Annotated in this window: 23 protein-coding genes and 1 pseudogene; 7 read left to right on the top strand and 17 right to left on the bottom strand. The window is 51.4% G+C overall.

Annotated features, from left to right (window positions below):
• Window positions 1-10: 10 nt before the first annotated feature.
• On the bottom strand, window positions 11-1,168 hold the full coding sequence (locus tag M2374_RS09975; RefSeq protein ID WP_115257348.1) for an efflux RND transporter periplasmic adaptor subunit: 1,158 nt from the start codon (window positions 1,166-1,168) through the stop codon (window positions 11-13).
• Between the two features lie 413 nt (window positions 1,169-1,581).
• Here M2374_RS09975 and envR point away from each other — a divergent pair, with 413 nt between their 5' ends.
• Complete coding sequence (envR, locus tag M2374_RS09970) at window positions 1,582-2,238, top strand: acrEF/envCD operon transcriptional regulator (protein WP_096755455.1); 657 nt, start codon at window positions 1,582-1,584, stop codon at window positions 2,236-2,238.
• 62 nt (window positions 2,239-2,300) lie between these two features.
• Here envR and M2374_RS09965 read toward each other — a convergent pair whose 3' ends face one another.
• From M2374_RS09965 to M2374_RS09895, 15 genes and pseudogenes are all read right to left on the bottom strand, one after another.
• On the bottom strand, window positions 2,301-2,465 hold the full coding sequence (locus tag M2374_RS09965) for a DUF2556 family protein (RefSeq protein WP_048213464.1): 165 nt from the start codon (window positions 2,463-2,465) through the stop codon (window positions 2,301-2,303).
• Between the two features lie 82 nt (window positions 2,466-2,547).
• Window positions 2,548-3,432, bottom strand: coding sequence for an adenine-specific DNA-methyltransferase (gene yhdJ, locus M2374_RS09960; RefSeq protein ID WP_135911307.1), 885 nt, complete (start codon window positions 3,430-3,432; stop codon window positions 2,548-2,550).
• 87 nt (window positions 3,433-3,519) lie between these two features.
• Window positions 3,520-3,816, bottom strand: a complete 297-nt coding sequence (gene fis / locus M2374_RS09955; RefSeq protein ID WP_000462905.1) for a DNA-binding transcriptional regulator Fis — start codon at window positions 3,814-3,816, stop codon at window positions 3,520-3,522.
• Window positions 3,817-3,841: 25 nt separating this feature from the next.
• Window positions 3,842-4,807, bottom strand: a complete 966-nt coding sequence (gene dusB / locus M2374_RS09950; protein ID WP_096755457.1) for a tRNA dihydrouridine synthase DusB — start codon at window positions 4,805-4,807, stop codon at window positions 3,842-3,844.
• Window positions 4,808-5,105: 298 nt separating this feature from the next.
• Complete coding sequence (locus tag M2374_RS09945) at window positions 5,106-5,885, bottom strand: carbonic anhydrase (RefSeq protein WP_181688699.1); 780 nt, start codon at window positions 5,883-5,885, stop codon at window positions 5,106-5,108.
• Window positions 5,886-6,023: 138 nt separating this feature from the next.
• Window positions 6,024-6,131: pseudogene (gene prmA, locus M2374_RS09940) on the bottom strand (50S ribosomal protein L11 methyltransferase); the annotation flags it as partial.
• Entirely contained in the window at window positions 6,131-6,871 is a 741-nt protein-coding gene (locus M2374_RS09935) for a carbonic anhydrase (RefSeq protein ID WP_137362177.1), read from the bottom strand. The pseudogene prmA (M2374_RS09940) and the gene M2374_RS09935, both read right to left, overlap by 1 nt.
• A 138-nt stretch (window positions 6,872-7,009) precedes the next feature.
• A complete protein-coding gene (gene prmA, locus M2374_RS09930; RefSeq protein ID WP_096755458.1) occupies window positions 7,010-7,891 on the bottom strand; it encodes a 50S ribosomal protein L11 methyltransferase in 882 nt (293 codons plus the stop codon).
• 11 nt (window positions 7,892-7,902) lie between these two features.
• A complete protein-coding gene (gene panF / locus M2374_RS09925; protein WP_181637501.1) occupies window positions 7,903-9,354 on the bottom strand; it encodes a sodium/pantothenate symporter in 1,452 nt (483 codons plus the stop codon).
• On the bottom strand, window positions 9,344-9,586 hold the full coding sequence (locus M2374_RS09920; protein WP_096755460.1) for a YhdT family protein: 243 nt from the start codon (window positions 9,584-9,586) through the stop codon (window positions 9,344-9,346). Before M2374_RS09920 ends, panF begins: the two co-directional genes overlap by 11 nt.
• Before the next feature lie 107 nt (window positions 9,587-9,693).
• Window positions 9,694-11,043 (bottom strand): acetyl-CoA carboxylase biotin carboxylase subunit, encoded by a 1,350-nt coding sequence (gene accC / locus M2374_RS09915; protein ID WP_096755461.1) that lies wholly within the window; start codon window positions 11,041-11,043, stop codon window positions 9,694-9,696.
• Between the two features lie 10 nt (window positions 11,044-11,053).
• Complete coding sequence (gene accB, locus M2374_RS09910; protein ID WP_096755462.1) at window positions 11,054-11,524, bottom strand: acetyl-CoA carboxylase biotin carboxyl carrier protein; 471 nt, start codon at window positions 11,522-11,524, stop codon at window positions 11,054-11,056.
• A 392-nt stretch (window positions 11,525-11,916) separates the two neighbouring features.
• Complete coding sequence (msrQ, locus tag M2374_RS09905; protein WP_181624759.1) at window positions 11,917-12,516, bottom strand: protein-methionine-sulfoxide reductase heme-binding subunit MsrQ; 600 nt, start codon at window positions 12,514-12,516, stop codon at window positions 11,917-11,919.
• Complete coding sequence (msrP, locus tag M2374_RS09900; RefSeq protein ID WP_117342755.1) at window positions 12,517-13,518, bottom strand: protein-methionine-sulfoxide reductase catalytic subunit MsrP; 1,002 nt, start codon at window positions 13,516-13,518, stop codon at window positions 12,517-12,519.
• A 77-nt stretch (window positions 13,519-13,595) separates the two neighbouring features.
• Window positions 13,596-14,570 (bottom strand): MDR family oxidoreductase, encoded by a 975-nt coding sequence (locus tag M2374_RS09895; RefSeq protein ID WP_117342754.1) that lies wholly within the window; start codon window positions 14,568-14,570, stop codon window positions 13,596-13,598.
• Window positions 14,571-14,795: 225 nt separating this feature from the next.
• Between M2374_RS09895 and csrD the strand changes: the two genes are divergently transcribed.
• On the top strand, window positions 14,796-16,736 hold the full coding sequence (csrD, locus tag M2374_RS09890; RefSeq protein WP_153880058.1) for an RNase E specificity factor CsrD: 1,941 nt from the start codon (window positions 14,796-14,798) through the stop codon (window positions 16,734-16,736).
• Between the two features lie 8 nt (window positions 16,737-16,744).
• Here the strand turns inward: csrD and M2374_RS09885 are convergent, their stop codons facing one another.
• Window positions 16,745-17,065, bottom strand: coding sequence for a hypothetical protein (locus tag M2374_RS09885; RefSeq protein ID WP_153880057.1), 321 nt, complete (start codon window positions 17,063-17,065; stop codon window positions 16,745-16,747).
• On the opposite strand from M2374_RS09885, the gene mreB reads away from it, so the two are divergent.
• The 5 genes from mreB (at window position 17,043) to rng (ending at window position 21,722) form a co-directional block, all read left to right on the top strand.
• Window positions 17,043-18,086, top strand: coding sequence for a rod shape-determining protein MreB (mreB, locus tag M2374_RS09880; protein WP_034498906.1), 1,044 nt, complete (start codon window positions 17,043-17,045; stop codon window positions 18,084-18,086). The two genes, M2374_RS09885 and mreB, sit on opposite strands and share 23 nt — an antisense overlap.
• A gap of 64 nt (window positions 18,087-18,150) precedes the next feature.
• Window positions 18,151-19,173 carry a rod shape-determining protein MreC gene (gene mreC, locus M2374_RS09875; RefSeq protein ID WP_096755467.1) on the top strand — a complete coding sequence of 341 codons (1,023 nt, stop codon included), beginning with the start codon at window positions 18,151-18,153 and terminating at the stop codon, window positions 19,171-19,173.
• On the top strand, window positions 19,174-19,662 hold the full coding sequence (gene mreD, locus M2374_RS09870) for a rod shape-determining protein MreD (protein WP_103928680.1): 489 nt from the start codon (window positions 19,174-19,176) through the stop codon (window positions 19,660-19,662). It begins immediately after the preceding gene.
• A 7-nt stretch (window positions 19,663-19,669) separates the two neighbouring features.
• Complete coding sequence (locus M2374_RS09865) at window positions 19,670-20,263, top strand: nucleoside triphosphate pyrophosphatase (protein WP_115257357.1); 594 nt, start codon at window positions 19,670-19,672, stop codon at window positions 20,261-20,263.
• The gene (gene rng / locus M2374_RS09860) at window positions 20,253-21,722 is read left to right on the top strand and encodes a ribonuclease G (RefSeq protein ID WP_181688700.1); all 1,470 of its coding nucleotides are present in this window, start codon (window positions 20,253-20,255) and stop codon (window positions 21,720-21,722) included. Before M2374_RS09865 ends, rng begins: the two co-directional genes overlap by 11 nt.
• Window positions 21,723-21,763: the final 41 nt, after the last annotated feature.

Below are 21,763 nucleotides of genomic sequence, written 5' to 3'. Positions count from 1 at the left end.
TCCTGTTACCTTATTGCGCCGCAGTCGCTGCAGGGACATCGGTGGTGGCTTTAACCTGCACGCCAGGGCGCGCTTTCTGTAAACCACTTACGATGACTTTGTCACCCGACTGTAAGCCTTCGCTAATCAGCCACTTGTCGCCAATAGCTTGCACGGCGACGACTGGGCGAGTTTCAGCCTGGCTCTTGTCGTTAACGACCATCACGGTGGCATCGCCGCGCGGCGTACGCGTCACGCCCTGCTGTGGAACGAGGATGGCATTGGGTTGAACGCCTTCATCAACGCGTGCGCGCACAAACATACCGGGTAGTAGAGTGTGCTGCGGGTTAGGGAATACGGCTCGGAGAGTGATTGACCCAGTGCTTTCATCAACCGTCACGTCAGAAAATTGCAACGTGCCTTTCAGCGGGTATGACTGGCCATTTTCCATCACCAGTTCGACGGTGCTGCTGGTGTTGTCTTTATGCAGACTGCCTTGTGCAATAGACTGTTTGAGGCGCATAAAGTCGTTACTGGACTGCGTCACATCGACGTAAATCGGATCGAGCTGTTGCACGGTAGCGAGCGCTGTAGCCTGACCATTAGTGACCAGCGCGCCCTCGGTGACGCTAGATTTACCGATGCGTCCGCTAATCGGTGATGTCACTTTGGTGTAGGCAAGGTTAATACGCGCGCTTTCGACAGCCGCTTTGGCGGCAATAACGGAGGCATCGGCCTGACGTGCGTCAGCAATGGCCTGATCGTATTCTTGCTGGCTGATATATTTTGTTCCGACCAGTGGAACATAGCGTTTTACCGTTAAGTGCGCGATTGCTGCCGCGGCTTCGCTTTTTGCCAGTTCACCTTTAGCGCTGTCATAGTCAGCCTGATAGGTCGCGGGATCGATCTGGTAAAGCGACTGGCCAGCTTCAACATCACTGCCTTCGGTGAAATTCCGTTTAAGTACAATCCCGCTGACCTGAGGGCGTACTTCTGCAATGCGAAATGCGCTTGTACGCCCCGGTAATTCGGTCGTCACGGCTAAGGGGGCTGACTCAACAACATGGACTGTCACCTGTGGCTCGGTGGGATGTGCCTGTGTTTCTCCTTGATCGTTACAGCCGGCGAGTAATGCAGCGGAGATGATGATGAATGAGGGCAGGAGCGAGAACCTGGCAGTTTTCGTCATTTCTATTCCTTAAAGAACCGAAGGCTCGTTATTTACCGGAGTAATGGCAGGTGATAACGCGCACAAATAAAAAATAATAGTTAGCTATCCTACAAATAATTAGCTTGCGATGTAAGCAATACTTATTTTGCGGCGTAATCCACGGCACATAAAAACAAAAAAAGAAGAAACAACTGCCCTTTCATTAAGCGAAGATTAGTCATGTTATGACTTGCATTAACACATATAGAAATAGGTATTGCATTGGTGAATGTATTTTTTCATTTTATTCACATTGTTTATTTGTGCTGAGTGTATGTAATGAAATGTTTTAGAACTCGTCTAAATAAAGGCTAAGTGATACATTAATTCCGTACAGTAAATATTAGATAAGAAAGTTTATCATTCCCTACTCTGTCTCAGGCATTCGAACCATGGCGAGAAAAACGAAAGCTGATGCCCTCAAAACGCGCCAGCATCTGATTGAAACGGCGATTGTACAGTTTGCGGCACGGGGTGTCGGCAATACAACGCTTAATGACATAGCGGATGCCGCTAACGTGACGCGAGGTGCAATCTATTGGCATTTCGACAATAAGAGTCAACTGTTTAATGAGCTTTGGCTGCAGCAACCTCCCTTGCGCGATCTTATTCAGGACCAACTCATCGGACGTTGGGGTGACAATCCGCTACAGAGGCTACGGGAGAAATTAGTCGTGGGTTTGCAATATATTGCAAAAATCCCCCGCCAGCAGGCATTAATGCAAATTTTATATCATAAATGTGAATTCCATAACGATATGATATCGGAACAGGATATTCGCGATAAAATAGGCCTTTGCCATCAAAGAATACGTGATTCATTACAGAAATGTATGGATGAAAATCTTATCGCCACCAGTCTGGATTTAGACGTTATCCTGATTATTTTACACGGAAGCTTTAGTGGGATAATAAAAAACTGGTTAATGAATCCAGTCAGTTATGATCTTTATGAACAGGCGCCAGTATTAGTCGATAACGTATTAAAAATGCTAAGTCCCGATGGCTGTGTGATGCAATTTGTTGAGCGTGAAAATCAGGTAGGGTAGATTCGGCTGATCGCAGTCAGCCGCCATGGCATGACGGCTGGAAACGCGCGTTAGCGGATGGGTTATTCAAGGTCGATGCAGTTGACCAGCTTGAGGGGATTCACCGAGTTCATATTCCGGCACTTATCATGCTCTGTTGTCATTAACTCAATCCACTGTATGAGTAGGGCATCAAAAAGAAAAACAAAGACAGCAAAAACAACCAGCCACCAATACTTGCGAATCATTACCAAATCCTGTGTATTCATACCCAAGCGTGCAGGGAATATACACGAAATCTCTATGCTGAAAAGCAGACTTACAATGCTTTTACTTTGTTGAAATTACGTTGTTCTTTTCAGCTAATCGGCTCTTTTTAGACAGGTTTTTTGTCTTTCGCTTTTTGACCTTTGCAAGGTCATTTTCTGAAAAGTGGGAGCTAATGCTCAGTCTTCTAAGCCCCATTTTTACGTATTCATCATTGACTTCGATACCGATAAATCTGCGATTCAACGCCACTGCCGTCGCGCCCGTGGTGAAGCTTCCTGCGAACGGATCTAACACAATCTCACCCGGGTTGGAGGACGCGAGAATAATGCGTTCTAACAGCGCCTGAGGTTTTTGGGTCGGATGGTTTTCGTACTCATCCATCAGATAGCGTACGCGGGGAAAATCCCAGACGTTACCGGGCACCTTTTGATGATTGTACGGCTGAGGTGGGTTCTTTCGGTAATCGATTAGCGCGCGCTTGGCGCCCGTTTTAGCCTCAACCAGAACGTCATCACGATTAAAGGTATAGCTTTTCGAGTCTTTGACCATCATCAAGATAGGCTCATACATTGAGCCAAAGAAGTTTTTGGCCTGGACTCCCGAGCTATCATAGGACCACACGATGCGGCTTTTGATGGTGAAAAGCTGGCGACATTTGAGGTCGATATACGGCATATTCTCCGTACTGTTCATGATGTACATGGTACCCTGCGGCGTGAGTATTCGATGGCATTCATCAATACACTCAAACAACCATGCCAGAAAGGTCTCTTCGTCCCAGGATTCTACGAGCCCGTCAAAATCTTTGCCGATGTTATAAGGTGGGTCAGCAAAAATGAGGTCGACGCTTGTAGACGGCAGTTTTTTCAGTTCGGTCAGCGCATCACCGTGGATTATCTTTTTCGATTCATCGCCAAAATAGACGGGTTCACATCCTGCGTTCATCGTCAAAGCCTCCTTATGATGCTTATAAAAAAGGCGCTTCCCCATGCCGAGTAGCGCCTTTTAAAACAAACATTTAACTGATTAGTATCAGTTCATGCCGTATTTTTTCAGTTTTTTACGCAGCGTACCACGGTTGATGCCCATCATCAGGGCAGCACGGGTCTGGTTACCGCGGGTGTATTGCATCACCATGTCCAACAGGGGCTGTTCTACTTCAGCCAGTACCAGCTCATAGAGATCATTAACATCCTGACCATTCAGTTGAGCAAAATAGTTCTTCAGTGCCTGTTTAACCGAGTCACGCAGGGGTTTTTGAGTTACCTGATCCTGAGAGTTAACGGTAGAAACGGTCAGTACGTCAGAATTTACGCGTTGTTCGAACATAGTTCTGTCAGCTCTTTATTTCTGTTTACGCAAAATTTTCGAAGTATGCCTCCAACGCCGCCAGCTGTTCGCTGGAATCTTCAATGGCGTTGAATGTGCGCCGAAACTGGTCATTTGGAGCGTGTTCCTGGAGATACCAGGATACGTGTTTACGCGCAATTCGGTACCCTTTTGCCTGACCATAAAAGTCGTGCAGTTCCCGAACGTGCGCACAAAGCAAGCGCTTCACCTCTGCCAGAGGCAGGGGGGGTAGCAGCTCCCCAGTGTCCAGATAATGCTGGATTTCCCGAAAGATCCAGGGTCTTCCCTGAGCTGCACGGCCTATCATCAGGGCATCAGCCCCCGTATAGTCGAACACAGCTCTGGCTTTATGCGGGTCAGTAATGTCGCCATTCGCGATAATCGGAATGGAAACTTTCTGCTTAACTGCCCGAATACTGTCGTACTCAGCATCTCCATTGAACAAACAGGCGCGGGTGCGTCCATGAATGGTCAGAGCCTGAATGCCACAGTCTTCAGCCAGTTGGGCAATCTCTACGCAGTTACGGTGTTCCGGAGCCCAGCCGGTGCGAATCTTGAGAGTGACAGGAACGTCCACTGCATTGACGACCTCGGTTAGTATCGATTTCACTAAATCCGGGTACTGCAAGAGGGCTGAACCTGCAAGCTTGCGATTCACTTTTTTAGCCGGACACCCCATATTGATATCAATAATTTGGGCGCCGCTTTCCACGTTAATACGTGCGGCATCGGCCATTTCAACAGGGTCGCTACCGGCAATTTGCACCGTGCGAATTCCTGGTTCATCAACGTGCACCATCCGTAAACGAGACTTATCACTTTCCCAAACCTGCGGGTTAGAAGACATCATCTCGGATACCGTCAATCCTGCTCCCATCTCGTAGCACAGCGTCCTGAATGGTCTGTCAGTGATGCCAGCCATAGGTGCTGCGATCAGGCGATTTCTGAGCTGATATTGTCCGATACGCATGAGTTAAGAAATGACCATACTGTGACTGCAAGGCGGCGTATATTACGCATTTTTTGCACGAGATGAAAGGCCAAACTTTGACCAATCCACTGAGGTGGATCAATGAATTGCCGTAAATGTGAACGGATGAAAATAATTAATTATATAAATCATTGGATTATAAAAATGTGTCTGTTTTATATACGCATATAATTTTGCGTAACTTCTCATTTTTTCTTCATCGCCTGGAGATACTGGCAAGATAATCTGCTGAATTAATCAGCAAATTATCGGGACATTGTGTGATCGTCACCTCATTTTAGTACAGGATCTCGGTGTTGCCTGATTGGCTGTCCTCAACCTCGCGACCATTCAGTGGTTGCAGTGGACGGTTGTTCATATGTCCTACGATGTACCTGAAACTTTCAAGCTGTTCGGTTGAGAGGGATATTGGCGTTTTCAGGACAATCCAGGTAACGTTTTCACTACATGGCGGAATCGTCAATGAGCCGCTGTAGCGCCAGTAGACTTTATTGTCGGGCAAAAGTTGGTTGATGTTGACCGGTGAGAAGATGGGCATGTTGCTACCTTCCATGGTTGGAAAGGATTCCCACAAGTTTTTAATGGCTTGATTCGGTTCGTCAACATCAAACATGACAGCCACAATAACGGTATCACCTTGCTGATTTTTGTGGAGCAGCTGGAGCTCCATCGCGTAGTTTTTCCCCTCGATGGTGTGTTCACTCGGTGCGTGAAAATCCAATTGCTTTAAATAGTAAAGCTGATTGTCAATGTTGAGGGTATCAGGGGTATAGCTGTTCATCGTCGCCTGAAGCGTATGATTGATGCTCTGGAACCTTACTGGGCTATCGGTGTACTGCATGGTGAGTATAGGGAGCCCCAGTTTGCTGGTATCGCTGGGCTGAATATTGATAGGGGATTGATTTACCCCGGTCTGGCAACTTTTATACTCGTTGTTGATTTCCCCCCAATGTTCAGGGGAGGTATCTCCGATGCTATATCCCCATGACGATGCCTGCACTGAAAAGGACATGATGCATGCCAGCAGCAGCGTTGTTCTAACACGGATTAGATACATATATTCACCCGGTAAATGTCTGTGTTTAAAAACAAATAAAATCAAATGACTATGTTGAGTATTTTAGCGTTGGGGTGGGGGATTATTGGCTGGTGTATTGTCTGAAAATGGCGCAGCCAGAGAACTACGCCGTAAAGATTTTTTTTGACCGGTAATGCGGCACCACTCTTCTTTTTCGAGCAGCAGATCGAGTGTAAAGAGATCGGCGTAGTCTTCGCAGACGCCTTCTGAGCGGGTTCTGAGGATTACTCCACGATCACGCGGCCATTGAGCGGTTGTTCTGGCCGGTTGTTGTTGTGATGCATAGTCTGAGTGAATTTTTTAAGCTGTACTTCTGAAAGCGTCATCGGGTGTTTCAGGATAATCCAGGTTACGCCTTCGGTGCAGGGAGGGGTTGTCAGAGAACCGCTAAAGCGCCAGTAAGTCTTATCGATGGGCAGCAGTGCATTAAGATCCATCTGCGTGGTTACTCTGACGTCCTGCTCAGCTTGTTCGGGCATTGTTGCCCACAGTTTATTTAGCTCTGCGTTTTCTGTCCCGATATCAAACATGACTGCGACGACGGCAACATCACCTTTTGCATCTTTGTGCACCAGATGTGCCTCCATGGCGTAATGTTTGCCATGAACGGTATTTTCGCTGGGGGCGTGAAAATGGAACTGTTGGAGGATGAATGGTATTCCATCAATGGTAACGCTATCTTTGGTCGAGGCCTTTAGACCCGCCTGAATGGTATGGCCATTGTTGATGAGCGTGGCCGGTCCATCGGTATAGTGAATGGTAAGCGGTGGGAGATGAGCTGTAAGCGTTGTGTCAATGTTGATGGGGGATTGGTTCATTCCGGCCTGGCAAGTTTTGTACTCCTCGCTGAGCGCGCCCCAGTGTTCAGGAGAGCCTTCTCCTTCATAGCTCCAGTGAGATGCAAAAACCGTTGCGGGCATGATGCTTAGCGCCAACAGCGCCGCCTTACCAAAAGTTGTTTTCATACAATTCGTCCAGTGAATGATTAGTATTTATTTGTTTTTAACTTCAATGAGTTAAACAAATATTCTAGCGCAGGGACGTTGTGCGGGATGTACAAAAAACGGGAAAGACGTGGCCTGCGAAGAGGCCACGAGGGGAGTTTATTTTTTCCTGCCAGTAATGCGGCACCACTCTTCTTTCTCGATCACCGGATCGAGCGTAAAGAGATCGGCGTAGGCTTCGCAGACGCTGTCCGCCTGGCTGGCAAGAATACCGGAAAGGCCCAGTAAGCCGCCCTCAACTGGCAACACGCTGATTAACGGTGCCAGTTCACGCAATGGGCCAGCAAGGATGTTGGCAACCACCACGTCGGCTTTCATGGCCTCTGGCTGATCCTGTGGCAGGTACAGTTCCAGGCGGTCAGAAACGCCATTACGCTGCGCATTATCGCGACTTGCCTGAATGGCTTGCGGATCGATGTCTACACCAATGGCTTTTGCTGCACCCAATTTGAGCGCTGCAATAGCCAGAATGCCGGAACCGCAACCAAAGTCGATCACCGTCTTTCCGTTCAGATCGAGGCCATCCAGCCATTGCAGACACAAAGAGGTGGTTGGGTGGGTGCCGGTACCAAACGCCAGACCTGGATCCAGCATCACGTTGACGGCGTTCTCATCCGGCACATCGCGCCAGCTTGGGCAAATCCACAGACGTTCGCCAAAGCGCATTGGGTGGAAGTTATCCATCCATTCACGCTCCCAGTCTTTATCTTCAAGCTGTTCAATTTTATGCACAAACCCCGCACCGAGCAGCGGATGCTGTTCCAGAAGGGCAACCACTTCTTTCATGTCGGTTTCTGCATCGAACAGACCCGTTACATCGGTGTCACCCCAAAGGCGGGTTTCGCCCGGCAGCGGTTCAAACACCGGCGTATCATGCGTGTCCTGGAAGGTGATAGAAACGGCACCCGCTTCCATCAGCGCATCGCTCAGCTCTTCTGCATTAGCACCGGTGGTGTTCAGTTTCAGTTGGATCCATGGCATGGCAAAACTCTTTATTTATCAGTAGTCAATATGGCGGCTTGCGGGGCGACAGAACCAAAACGGTTTCCGACCAGGAAAGCCAGCAAACTTAGCAGCAACGAGGGCACAATTGGATGGAAGCCCAGGTACTGAATGTTAAAGGTAGCGAGTATGGCATACAGCACACCGCCGACAATCATGGCGCTCAGTGCGCCCGCTGCGTTCGCTCGCTCCCAGTACAGGCCCAGCACCAGCGGCCACAGGAATACCGCTTCCAGCCCGCCAAACGCCAGCAGGTTGAGCCAGATGATCATCTCTGGTGGTTTCCACGCGGCCAGCAACAACAACGCCCCCAACAACAGGGTGATCACCGCCGACATGCGCTTCAGGCGGGTTTCATTTTTCAGCTGTTCCGGGCGCAGATTCAGGTAGAGATCTTTAATGATCGTAGCGGAACTTTGCAGCAATTGGGCGTTGATCGTCGACATGATCGCCGCCATCGGTGCGGCAAGGAAGATCCCCGCGGCAATCGGTGGCAGGACTTTTACCATCAAGGTGGGGATAACCAGATCCGGTACTGTCAGGTCAGGGAGCACCGCGCGTCCTAATGCACCCGCCAGGTGCATACCAAACATCAGGATTGCCACCACAATCGTGCCGATAATCATCCCACGATGGACCGCTTTACTGTCCTTATAAGAGATACAGCGCACGGCGGTATGCGGCAGGCCAATCACGCCAAAGCACACCAGAACCCAGAACGAAGTCATAAAGGTTGGGGACAGCATGTCATCAGCGCCTTGTGGGGTCACCAGTTTCGGATCGATCGTTTGCAGCGTCTCCACCGCGTTGCTGAGGCCGCCCGCTGCGTGGACCACACCCACAAGCAGAACAATGGTCCCAACTAGCATCACCATGCCCTGCATGGTGTCATTGAGCACGCTGGCACGAAATCCACCGAATGCGGTGTATAACGCAATACTGATACCAAAGATCAGCAGACCTGTTTCGTATGGAATACCCGCAGCGGTTTCCAGCAAACGTGCGCCGCCGATGAATTGCACTGTCATCGCGCCAACGAAAGCTACCAACAGGCTGAGGCTCGCCAGCCAGACCAGCAAACGGCTCTGATAGCGGGCAAACAGCATATCGTTAAGGGTGACGGCGTTGTAGCGTCGGGCCAGAATCGCAAATTTCTTGCCAAGAATACCCAGCGACAACCAGACGGCCGGCAGTTGGATCATCGCCAACAGCACCCATCCCAGCCCGTATTTATACGCGGCCCCCGGGCCACCAATAAACGAGCTTGCGCTGATATATGTTGCGGTCAGCGTCATGGCTAAAACGACCCCGCCCATTGAGCGGCTGCCGAGGAAATACTCATTCAGGAACGTGCCGGTTGTTCTCTTTCTCATCGCGTACACAGAGAGACCAAACACCACCACCAGATAGGCGACAAGCGGCAAAATCACTTCAAGCTGCATCGTCATCCTCCAGAGGAATATCGCGATAGATAAATTTCACCATCGCCCAGCACAGAACAATGAAAACCAGCGGGGTTAGCAAGCAGGCCATTTCGAACCAGTGTGGTAAGCCAGTAAAGCCCAGCGTGGAGTCTGGTAAGTAAGCGGCTACTAACCATGTAGCAAGATAGAAAAGGGTCAGCCACAGCGCCCAGCGCGCCTCTTTATGGGCCTGAACAAAACGAGCGTCCATTTTTTGTCCCTTGTGGATAAAGAAAGCGGGGATTGTACCTTATGGGACGTGCCGGAGGGGAGAAAAACAAAAGGCCGGAGGATCCGGCCTTTACAGTTAATGCGTACTTACTTTTCCTGAAGTCCGAGTTTCTTCTCTAGGTAGTGGATATTGGAACCACCACGCTGGAAGTGCTCATCATTCATGATGCGGATCTGCAGATCGACGTTGGTTTTGATCCCGTCGATGATCAGTTCCTGCAAGGCGTTTTTCATGCGGGCAATCGCCACGTCACGGTTTTCGCCATAACAAATAAGTTTGCCGATCATGGAGTCATAGTAAGGCGGTACGGTGTAACCCGCGTAAATATGAGACTCCCAGCGCACACCAAAACCACCCGGCGCGTGGAAACGCGTGATTTTACCCGGGCTTGGCAGGAAGGTGTTCGGGTCTTCGGCGTTGATACGGCATTCTACCGCATGGCCTTTAACCACAACTTCATCCTGCGTAATGGACAGCGGCTGACCCGCAGCGATACGCAGCTGCTCTTTGATCAGATCAACGCCGGTGATCATTTCGGTAACTGGATGCTCTACCTGGATACGGGTGTTCATTTCAATGAAATAGAACTCGCCGTTTTCGAACAGGAACTCGAAAGTACCCGCTCCACGGTAGCCGATATCCACACAGGCTTTGGAGCAACGTTCGCCGATGTAACGACGCAGTTCCGGGGTAATGCCCGGTGCTGGTGCTTCTTCGACCACTTTCTGGTGACGGCGCTGCATGGAGCAGTCACGTTCTGCCAGATAGATTGCGTTACCCTGACCGTCAGCCAACACCTGAATTTCGATGTGGCGTGGGTTCTCCAGGTATTTTTCCATGTAAACCATGTCATTGTTGAAAGCAGCTTTCGCTTCAGCTTTGGTCATGGAAATGGATTGAGCCAGTTCAGCGTCGCCGCGTACAACACGCATACCGCGACCGCCGCCGCCGCCGGAGGCTTTGATGATGACCGGATAGCCGATGCGCTTGGCATGGGCGCGGTTTGCGTCCATATCGTCGCCCAGTGGGCCGTCAGAACCTGGAACGGTCGGTACGCCTGCTTTCTTCATGGCAGTAATTGCAGACACTTTGTCGCCCATCAGGCGGATGGTGTCGGCTTTCGGGCCGATGAAGATAAAGCCAGAGCGTTCTACCTGCTCAGCAAAGTTGGCGTTTTCAGACAGGAAGCCGTAACCCGGGTGAATAGCGACCGCGCCAGTGATTTCAGCGGCGCTGATGATTGCCGGGATATTCAGATAGCTTTTAACAGACGGAGCCGGGCCAATACAGACCGTTTCATCTGCCAGTAATACGTGTTTTAGATCGCGATCCGCGCTTGAGTGTACAGCGACGGTCTTGATGCCCAGTTCTTTACAGGCACGAAGAATACGCAGGGCAATCTCGCCACGGTTGGCGATAACGATTTTATCCAACATGTTCGCCTCGTTACTCGATGACGACCAGCGGCTCGTCAAATTCTACCGGTTGACCACTTTCTACCAGAATCGCTTTTACCACGCCGGATTTATCGGCTTCGATCTGGTTCATCATTTTCATGGCTTCAACGATGCAAAGGGTATCGCCCGCATTCACTTTCTGGCCCACTTCGATAAACGGTTTAGCGTCAGGGCCCGGGGTGCGGTAGAAAGTACCAACCATCGGGGAACGTACGATGTGACCACTGATTTCCGCTGCAGCAGGGGCTTCCATGCTTGGCGCTGCAGTTTGCGCGACAGCGTTATACGGAGCAGGTTGTTGCATCATTGGTGCAGCATAAGCCTGTTGCATCATCGGGAAACCTGCATTTGGCGCTGCGCGGCTGATGCGTACAGACTCTTCGCCTTCAGAAATTTCCAGTTCGGAGATGCCTGATTCTTCAACCAGCTCGATCAGTTTTTTAATCTTACGAATATCCATGAGTGGGTTCCGTACTCTTTGTTTAGTGAAATTGTGACAGGCGTTTTATCGCCGTCTGTATAGCATTTGAATAACTGTTGGTGACAAGATGTCACCCCTCTCTGGCGTTGCACTGCGTGCTGCAGCCATTAAACGAGATATCAAAACTTACCAGTCATTGTGTGGCTATCTTCTGCCATTTTCGGGTAAAAGACAAAATATACCTTCAATACCCGATTGTCACCCTTTCCGCGCTGTAAAAACGCCTCCAGGGAAAGCAAGGTCGCACATTATAACCATTTCGTAGCAATTGGCAGCTAAATACTGGTCTTATCAGGGAAGATAATCAACCGCCTGCATGTAAAGAACGTGGGTTCGTCTGTGTTTTGCAACGCACTGCACATATCCCGAAACTACCGCCACCACTGGCGGAACTTCTTATAACGGCAGGCTAAAAGCACGACGGCGAGCGCGGCATAAATGATTGGTTGCGGGGATAAAATCTTCACCGACCACAGGTAATGCACGGGGGCCAGGATCGCCACAAGATAGACGAAGTTGTGTAAAAGTTGCCAGCGTTTTCCCAGTTTCCGCTGCGCAGCCTGGGTGGAGGTGAGTGTGAGGGCAAATAACAGAGTCCAACTGATAATTCCCAGCATCAGATAAGGCCGTGTCGTTAGCTCTCGACCCAACAGACTCAGGTTGTTAATGCCCAGCTCCAGCAGCGCATAACTGGTTAAATGCAAGGTGGCCCAGGCAAAACACCAGAGTCCTAACAGGCGGCGAGTGCGTATTAAGAGTGGCTGCTTAGCGTAGCGCGCCAGCGGCGAGATCAGCAAGGTTGCCAACAAGAATTTCAGAGCCGTCCTACCGGTAAAGTGTTGAATATCCTTGACCGGATCGGCGCTTAATTCGCCATTATTAATGGCCCAAAAGAGCCAGACAAAAGGTAAAAAGCCGGCAAGATGCAGGCAAACTTTCAGCCAGGTGATGTGTTTTGCCGTCAGACGCACTTAAAAATTCTCCCTCAAGTTAAGGCCGTGATACAGCGAAGCGACCTCATCGGCATAGCCGTTAAACAGCAGCGTAGGTTGACGCTGTACGTCGAGGATACCGCCTGCGCCAATAAAACGTTCTGTGGCTTGTGACCAGCGGGGGTGATCGACGCCGGGGTTAACATTGGCATAAAACCCATATTCATTAGGCGCCGCCATATTCCAGGTGGTCGGCGGGCGATCGCGCGTCAGCTTAATGCTGACTATCGACTTAATTCCTTTAAAACCGTATTTCCACGGTACGGTTAATCGAATAGGGGCGCCATTCTGCGGGGGAAGCGCTTTGCCATAAACGCCCACGGTGAGCAGCGTGAGCGGGTGCATGGCTTCATCAAGGCGTAAACCTTCAACGTAGGGGTATTTCAGCCCTCCGCCAATAAAGCGATCTTTCTGTCCCGGCATATCATCCGGTGCGTAGAGCGTTTCGAACGCCACATATTTCGCATTGCTGGTGGGTTCAACCAGTGCCAGCAGCTTATGTAAAGGAAAGCCAATCCACGGCACGACCATGGACCAGGCTTCTACACAGCGCATGCGATAAATGCGTTCCTCCAGCGGGAAGCGGGTGGTCAACGCATCGTGATCGAGGGTTAATGGCTTTGCCACTTCGCCACTAATTTTCAGCGTCCACGGATCGGTTTTTAAACTGCCCGCGTTGGCTGCCGGGTCTGCTTTATCGAGACCGAACTCATAGAAGTTGTTGTAGCCGGTGACTTTATCTTCCGGCGTTAACGGCAATGTATTTTGCCAGGCGGCAGGTTTCGTGAAATCAAGCGGTTTTCCGGCGGGTGCGGGCGGTCGGTCATTGCCTTTAAACCAACTTAGCAGATCGGCCTGGGCGTTGGGAGAGAGGGAAAGGGCTGTCGCACTGATGCCCAGCGCTTTCAATACCTGGCGACGTTGCAGCATAAAAACAGATTCTGCCGTTACGTCGGTTTCCGTCAGTTTTTTGGATTTCATATCATCCTCCGTCATGCGTTTTGCTAAGCATGACGGAGGCAAAGGCTTATCGCGAATTTATCACGAAAAATTGCAGATTAGGCGATTTTCACCAGCGTGCGGCCTTGCACCTGATTATTAATGATGGCGTCAGCAAGCTTCGGCGCGTCGGCGAGCGTAATTTCAGTTGCGGCCTGAGCGTAGAAAGATTCCGGCAGGTCAGTGACCAGACGTTGCCAGGCCTGAGCACGGCGCGCGGCTGGCGTCATAACGGAATCAACACCTTGTAGGCGCACATTGCGCAGAATGAACGGCATCACCGTGGTGGGCAGTGCAAAACCACCTGCCAGACCACAGGCAGCAACGCAGCCACCATAGTTCATCTGCGCGAGGACTTTTGCCAGTACTTTGTCGCCAACGGTATCAATGGCGCCAGCCCACAGCTGTTTTTCCAGCGGGCGAGTTTCAGCAAATTCATCACGACCGAGGATTCGGTTGGCGCCCAGACTACGCAGATAGTCGTGCGTGCTTTCGCGACCCGATACCGCTGCAACCTGATACCCCAGCTTGTGCAGTAACGCAACGGCAGTGCTACCCACGCCGCCGCTGGCACCGGTGACAACAATCTCACCGTCTTGCGGGCGAATACCGGCATCTTCAAGCGCCATCACGCACAGCATGGCGGTAAAACCGGCAGTGCCGATGATCATCGCGTTGCGGCTACTCAGTCCATTTGGTAGCGCAACCAGCCAGTCACCTTTTACACGAGCCCGTTCGGACAGTCCGCCCCAATGGTTTTCGCCCACGCCCCAACCGGTCAGCAACACCTCCTGACCAGCGTGAAAACGGGGATCTTCACTGTGGCGAACGGTACCGGCGAAATCGATACCAGGAATCATCGGAAAATTACGGATAATTTTTCCCTTGCCGGTGATGGCCAGGGCATCTTTATAGTTCAGGCTCGACCAGTGAACATCCACCGTCACATCGCCTTCCGGTAGCTGATTTTCGTCGAGGGGTTGAACGGATGCGAGGGTTTTACCGTCCTGCTGTTCTAAGATCAAAGCCTGCATAACCTGTCCTCAATTCATATAGTGGATTGGAAAATGAATGATGAAGACTATACTCGTTAATCAAAACATGATGCCGATTCTGCGCAATAAATTGCCAGATATACCTGATTTGGTAGTATGCCCACACTATTTATGTAAATTGACGGATTTCGCGTTCATTTTTGCATTTTCGTGTCGCTTTTCCATTTTCATGCCTAATTCATAACTGTCGGAGTTAACACAAGGATGCGATTAACGACGAAATTTTCAGCTTTTGTGACTTTGCTCACAGGGTTAACGATCTTCGTGACGCTGATCGGCTGCTCGCTGAGTTTCTACAATGCGATCCAATATAAGTTCACTAGTCGTGTCCAGGCCGTCGCGACGGCGATCGACACGCACCTGGTCTCTAAAAATTTTGTCACCTTAACGCCGCAAATAGACGAGCTGATGGTGTCGGTTGATATCGTTCGCGTTGAGCTGCTGCAGGGGGAAAGCAAGGTTTATAGCCATTCCCGCACCAGCAGTTATCGCCCGGCGGGAACAAACAATCTGTACCGTGAGATCACTGTCCCTTTGCTCAAGCATCCGGGGATGTCGCTGCGCCTGGTGTATCAGGATCCGATGGGCAATTATTTCCATTCGCTGATGACCACCGCACCGCTCACGCTATCGATTGGTTTTATTATCCTGATGTTATTTTTGTCGGTGCGCTGGCTACAGCGCCAGCTTTCCGGGCAGGAACTGTTGGAGATTCGTTCCACGCGGATCCTTAACGGTGAACGTGGGCCGAACGTGCGGGGAACCGTGTATGAATGGCCGGCGCGCACCAGCAGTGCGCTCGATATGCTGCTCACCGAAATTCAAAGCGCTCGCGAGCAGCGCAGCAGGCTGGATACGCTTATCCGATCGTATGTGGCGCAGGATACAAAAACCGGGCTCAGCAATCGTCTGTTTTTTGACAATCAACTGGCGACGCTGCTGGAAGATCAGGAGAAAGTGGGCGCCCACGGCGTGGTAATGATGGTGCGTTTGCCGGACTTTACGCTTTTGCGCGACAGTTGGGGGGGGGATCTTGCGGAAGAACAAATCTCGGCGCTGGTCAATTTATTATCGACCTTTATTGCGCGTTATCCTGGGGCGCTGTTGGCGCGCTACCACCGTAGCGATTTTGCCATCCTGCTGCCGCACCGCACCTTGAAAGAGGCGGAAAGCATCGCAGGGCAGTTGTTAAAAGCGGTCGATGCCCTTCCGACTAATAAAAAAATTGATCGTGCCGATATGATTCATATTGGCATTTGCGTCTGTCGCAGCGGCCAGTCCGCTGAACAGGTGATGGAGCACGCTGAAGCGGCAACCCGGAACTCGGTATTACAGGGCGGGAACAGTTGGTCAGTTTATGATGACTCGCTGCCGGAAAAAGGTCGGGGTAATGTACGCTGGCGCACGCTCATTGAGCAGATGCTCAGTCGGGGCGGTCCAAGGCTCTATCAGAAACCTGCGGTCACCCATGAAGGACGAGTACACCATCGGGAATTAATGTGCCGCATTTTTGATGGCAGTGAAGAGGTTATCTCGGCGGAATATATGCCGATGGTGCTGCAATTTGGCCTGGCGGAAGAATATGACCGTTTGCAGATTAGCCGTCTGATCTTGTTATTGGGATATTGGCCGCAGGAAAGTCTGGCGATCCAGACGACGGTTGAGTCACTTATTCGACCGCGTTTTCAGCGTTGGCTGCGTGATACCTTGATGCAGTGCGAAAAATCGCTGCGAAAACGCATAATTATTGAACTTGCTGAGGCAGATGTTTGTCAACACATCAGCCGGTTACAGCCCGTTATCCGTTTGATGGATGCGCTGGGTGTCCGCATTGCCGTGACGCAGGCGGGGTTGACGCTGGTGAGTACCAGTTGGATTAAAGAACTCAATGTCGAGCTCTTGAAGCTTCATCCAAGTCTGGTGAGAAACATTGATAAACGTACGGAGAACCAGCTGTTGGTTCAGAGCCTGGTGGAGGCCTGCTCAGGCACGCCAACGCAGGTGTATGCCACTGGCGTTCGTTCGCGTAGTGAGTGGCGTACGCTGACAGAACGTGGAGTCGCGGGTGGGCAAGGGGATTTTTTTGCCGCATCACAGCCACTTGACACAAACGTGAAAAAATATTCGCAAAGATACTCGGTTTAACCTGCCGTTTAATTTGTTTTCACGTAGAATAACGCGCGTTGTGCCTTCTGGGGGTGTGCTTGTCTGCTCGCCAGAATGTAACAGCAAACATGCAGGTGAATGACCTTTGACAGGTTGCAAACAAAAGCGAGGAGTGCTGCTGATTTTTTCAGCCCTGATGGACTCAGGCCGGTTTTGTAACAAAGGAAACGAACTGCACTAATTTTCACCGTAGCAGATGATTTTTCCGCCTTGTCGCTGCTGCGTGTGGTTGGTAAAGTAAGCGGATTTTGTTTTCCGCCCCAGCTTTCAGGATTATCCCTTAGTATGTTGAAAAAATTTCGTGGCATGTTTTCCAATGACCTGTCCATTGACCTGGGTACCGCGAATACCCTTATTTATGTAAAAGGACAAGGCATCGTATTGAATGAGCCTTCTGTTGTGGCCATTCGACAGGATCGTGCCGGTTCGCCGAAAAGCGTGGCAGCAGTAGGTCATGATGCGAAGCAGATGCTGGGTCGTACGCCGGGCAACATTGCTGCAATTCGCCCAATGAAAGACGGCGTTATCGCTGACTTCTTCGTGACTGAAAAAATGCTTCAGCACTTTATCAAACAAGTGCACAGCAACAGCTTTATGCGCCCAAGCCCGCGAGTGCTGGTGTGTGTTCCGGTTGGCGCAACTCAGGTTGAACGTCGTGCCATTCGTGAGTCTGCTCAGGGTGCCGGTGCGCGTGAAGTATTCCTGATTGAAGAGCCGATGGCGGCAGCGATCGGTGCAGGTCTGCCTGTTTCCGAAGCAACCGGTTCTATGGTTGTGGATATCGGTGGTGGTACCACTGAAGTTGCCGTTATCTCCCTGAACGGCGTCGTTTACTCCTCCTCCGTACGTATCGGTGGTGACCGTTTCGATGAAGCCATCATTAATTATGTGCGTCGTAACTATGGTTCCCTGATCGGCGAAGCGACCGCTGAACGTATCAAACACGAAATCGGATCGGCTTATCCGGGCGACGAAGTGCTTGAGATCGAAGTTCGCGGCCGTAACCTGGCTGAAGGCGTTCCACGTGGCTTTACCCTGAACTCTAACGAGATTCTGGAAGCGCTGCAGGAACCGCTGACCGGTATCGTCAGCGCGGTCATGGTTGCCCTGGAACAATGTCCGCCAGAACTGGCGTCTGACATCTCCGAGCGCGGTATGGTGTTAACCGGCGGTGGTGCACTGCTGCGTAACCTTGACCGTCTGTTAATGGAAGAGACCGGTATTCCAGTCGTTGTTGCTGAAGATCCGCTGACCTGTGTGGCGCGCGGCGGCGGCAAGGCGCTGGAAATGATCGATATGCACGGCGGCGACCTGTTCAGCGAAGAGTAATCGGATACCGGCAGGGTTAACATCCGATTGCCCTGCCGAATCTGATACGAGAATACGCAAACTTATGAAGCCAATTTTTAGCCGTGGCCCGTCGCTACAGATTCGCCTTATTCTGGCGGTGCTGGTGGCGCTCGGCGTTATTATTGCCGACAGCCGCCTGGGTATGTTTAGTCAAATCCGAACATACATGGATACCGCCGTCAGTCCTTTCTACTTTATTTCTAATGGTCCCCGTGAATTACTCGATGGCGTGTCGCAAACGCTGGCCTCGCGTGACCAACTTGAACTTGAAAACCGGGCGCTGCGTCAGGAACTGCTGCTGAAAAACAGTGAACTGCTGATGCTGGGGCAATATAAACAGGAGAACGCGCGCTTGCGCGAGCTGCTGGGATCGCCGCTGCGCCAGGATGAACAAAAGATGGTGACTCAGGTCATCTCAACGGTTAATGACCCTTACAGCGATCAGGTAGTTATCGACAAGGGTAGCGTGAACGGTGTCTATGAAGGGCAGCCGGTCATCAGCGACAAAGGCGTTGTGGGCCAGGTTGTTGCCGTGGCAAAACTGACCAGTCGCGTGCTGCTGATTTGTGATGCCACCCATGCGCTGCCAATCCAGGTATTGCGTAACGATATCCGCGTGATTGCTGCCGGTAACGGTTGTACGGACGATCTGCAGCTCGAGCATCTGCCGGCCAATACCGACATTCGCGTTGGCGACGTGCTGGTAACCTCCGGTCTGGGCGGCCGCTTCCCTGAAGGCTATCCGGTTGCCGTGGTCTCTTCCGTTAAACTGGACACTCAGCGTGCTTACACCGTGATTCAGGCGCGTCCGACGGCAGGGTTACAGCGTCTGCGTTACCTGCTGCTGTTGTGGGGGGCGGATCGTAATGGCGCCAATCCGATGACGCCGGAAGAAGTGCATCGCGTAGCCAATGAGCGTCTGATGCAAATGATGCCGCAGGTCCTGCCTGCACCGGACGCGATGGGCCCGCCTGCGCCCGTTCCTGCACCAGCGACTGGCGTGACGCCAACGCCTGCAACGACAACGCCGCCAGCACCTTCTCCGCGTAAGCCGGGAGGGCAGTAAGTGGCAAGCTATCGTAGTCAGGGGCGTTGGGTTATTTGGCTCTCGTTCCTTATCGCACTTTTACTGCAAGTCATGCCCTGGCCGGACGACATTCTTGTTTACCGGCCAAACTGGGTGCTGCTCATCTTGTTGTATTGGATCCTGGCACTGCCGCATCGCGTAAATGTGGGCACAGGATTTGTGGTGGGTGCCATACTGGATCTCATTAGCGGCTCCACACTTGGCGTGCGGGCTTTGTCGATGAGTATCATTGCCTACCTGGTTGCGCTGAAATTCCAGCTATTCCGTAACCTGGCGCTCTGGCAACAGGCGCTGGTGGTTATGTTGTTATCACTGGTCGTGGACATTATTGTTTTCTGGGCCGAGTTTTTAGTGATCAACGTCTCTTTCAGACCTGAAGTGTTCTGGAGTAGTGTAGTAAATGGTGTGCTTTGGCCATGGCTATTTTTACTGATGCGTAAAGTCCGCCAGCAGTTTGCGGTGCAATAAGGTTGATATGAATACTCTGTATCTGGCTTCAGGTTCCCCACGCCGTCAGGAATTATTGACCCAACTTGGCGTCACCTTTGAACGGCTGGTTCCAGGGATTGAGGAACAGCGTCATCCGCAAGAGAGCGCGCAGCAGTATGTTGTTCGCCTGGCGCGTGAGAAGGCTCAGGCTGGTGTTGCGCTGGCTGCGCGAGATTTACCGGTGCTGGGGGCTGATACCATTGTCATCCTGAATGGCGAAGTGCTGGAAAAACCGCACGACGCCGCGCATGCGGCCGCAATGCTGCATAAGCTGTCAGGCAAAACACATCAGGTGATGACGGCGGTGGCATTAGCCGATCGTCAGCACAGTCTGGACTGCCTGGTGGTTACGGACGTCACGTTCAGAGCACTAACAGATGAGGACATCGCGGGCTATGTTGCCAGCGGTGAACCGATGGATAAAGCAGGTGCATACGGTATTCAAGGGTTGGGTGGTTGTTTTGTCAGGAAGATAAATGGCAGCTATCACGCCGTGGTCGGCTTACCGCTGGTAGAAACGTATGAGTTGCTGAGCAATTTTAACGCACTGCGTGAAAAAAGGGATAAACATGACGGCTGAATTGTTGGTAAACGTAACGCCCTCGGAAACACGCGTGGCGTACATTGATGGCGGTATTCTGCAGGAAATTCATATTGAACGTGAGGCGCGACGCGGAATCGTAGGCAATATCTACAAAGGTCGTGTAAGTCGTGTACTTCCGGGTATGCAGGCGGCTTTTGTAGATATTGGGCTGGATAAAGCCGCTTTTCTTCACGCTTCAGACATCATGCCGCACACCGAATGCGTGGCGGGTGAAGAACAGAAGCAGTTCACCGTGCGCGACATCTCCGAACTGGTTCGTCAGGGCCAGGACCTGATGGTACAGGTGGTCAAAGATCCGCTGGGCACCAAGGGCGCTCGCCTGACGACAGACATCACGCTGCCTTCCCGTTACCTGGTCTTTATGCCTGGTGCTTCGCACGTTGGGGTTTCCCAGCGTATCGAAAGCGAAACCGAGCGTGAACGCCTGAAAAAAGTGGTGGCGGATTACTGCGATGAGCAGGGTGGATTTATTATTCGCACGGCTGCAGAAGGCGTGTGCGAGGACGATCTGGCCTCAGATGCGGCGTATCTCAAGCGCGTCTGGACCAAAGTCATGGAGCGCAAAAAGCGCCCGCAAACCCGTTACCAGATGTACGGCGAGCTGGCGCTGGCGCAGCGCGTGTTGCGTGATTTTGCTGATGCTCAGCTCGACAGGATCCGCGTGGACTCCCGTCTGACCTACGAAGCGTTACTGGAGTTTACAGCAGAATACATCCCTGAGATGACCAGCAAGCTGGAACATTACAGTGGACGACAGCCCATTTTCGATCTCTTTGATGTGGAAAATGAAATTCAGCGTGCGCTGGAACGCAAGGTTGAGCTGAAATCCGGTGGCTATTTGATTATCGATCAAACCGAAGCCATGACCACCGTGGATATCAATACCGGTGCGTTCGTTGGGCATCGTAATCTCGATGACACCATCTTTAATACCAATATTGAAGCTACGCAGGCGATTGCGCGTCAGCTGCGTCTGCGTAACCTGGGCGGCATTATCATTATCGATTTTATCGACATGAGTAATGAGGATCACCGCCGCCGGGTGCTGCACTCTCTGGAGCAGGCGCTGAGTAAAGATCGCGTTAAAACCAGCATTAACGGTTTTTCACAGCTGGGGCTGGTGGAGATGACGCGTAAGCGCACGCGTGAAAGCGTCGAGCATGTGCTATGCAACGAGTGCCCGACCTGCCACGGACGCGGTACGGTCAAAACGGTCGAAACCGTATGCTATGAAATTATGCGGGAGATCGTGCGTGTCCATCATGCTTACGACTCCGATCGTTTCCTGGTCTATGCTTCTCCGTCCGTGGCGGAAGCCCTGAAAGGTGAAGAGTCACACGCGCTGGCGGAAGTGGAAATTTTTGTCGGTAAGCAGGTTAAAGTACAAATCGAACCGCTCTATAACCAGGAGCAGTTCGACGTCGTTATGATGTAGTTAACCACCTGATGGCGATACCTTGTAGGCCGGATAAGGCG

This window comes from Citrobacter sp. JUb117, from assembly GCF_024809055.1.
GTDB lineage: Bacteria > Pseudomonadota > Gammaproteobacteria > Enterobacterales > Enterobacteriaceae > Citrobacter > Citrobacter gillenii.
Note: the sequence above shows the minus strand (reverse complement) of the source record. Positions and strands in the feature narration are given on the sequence as shown.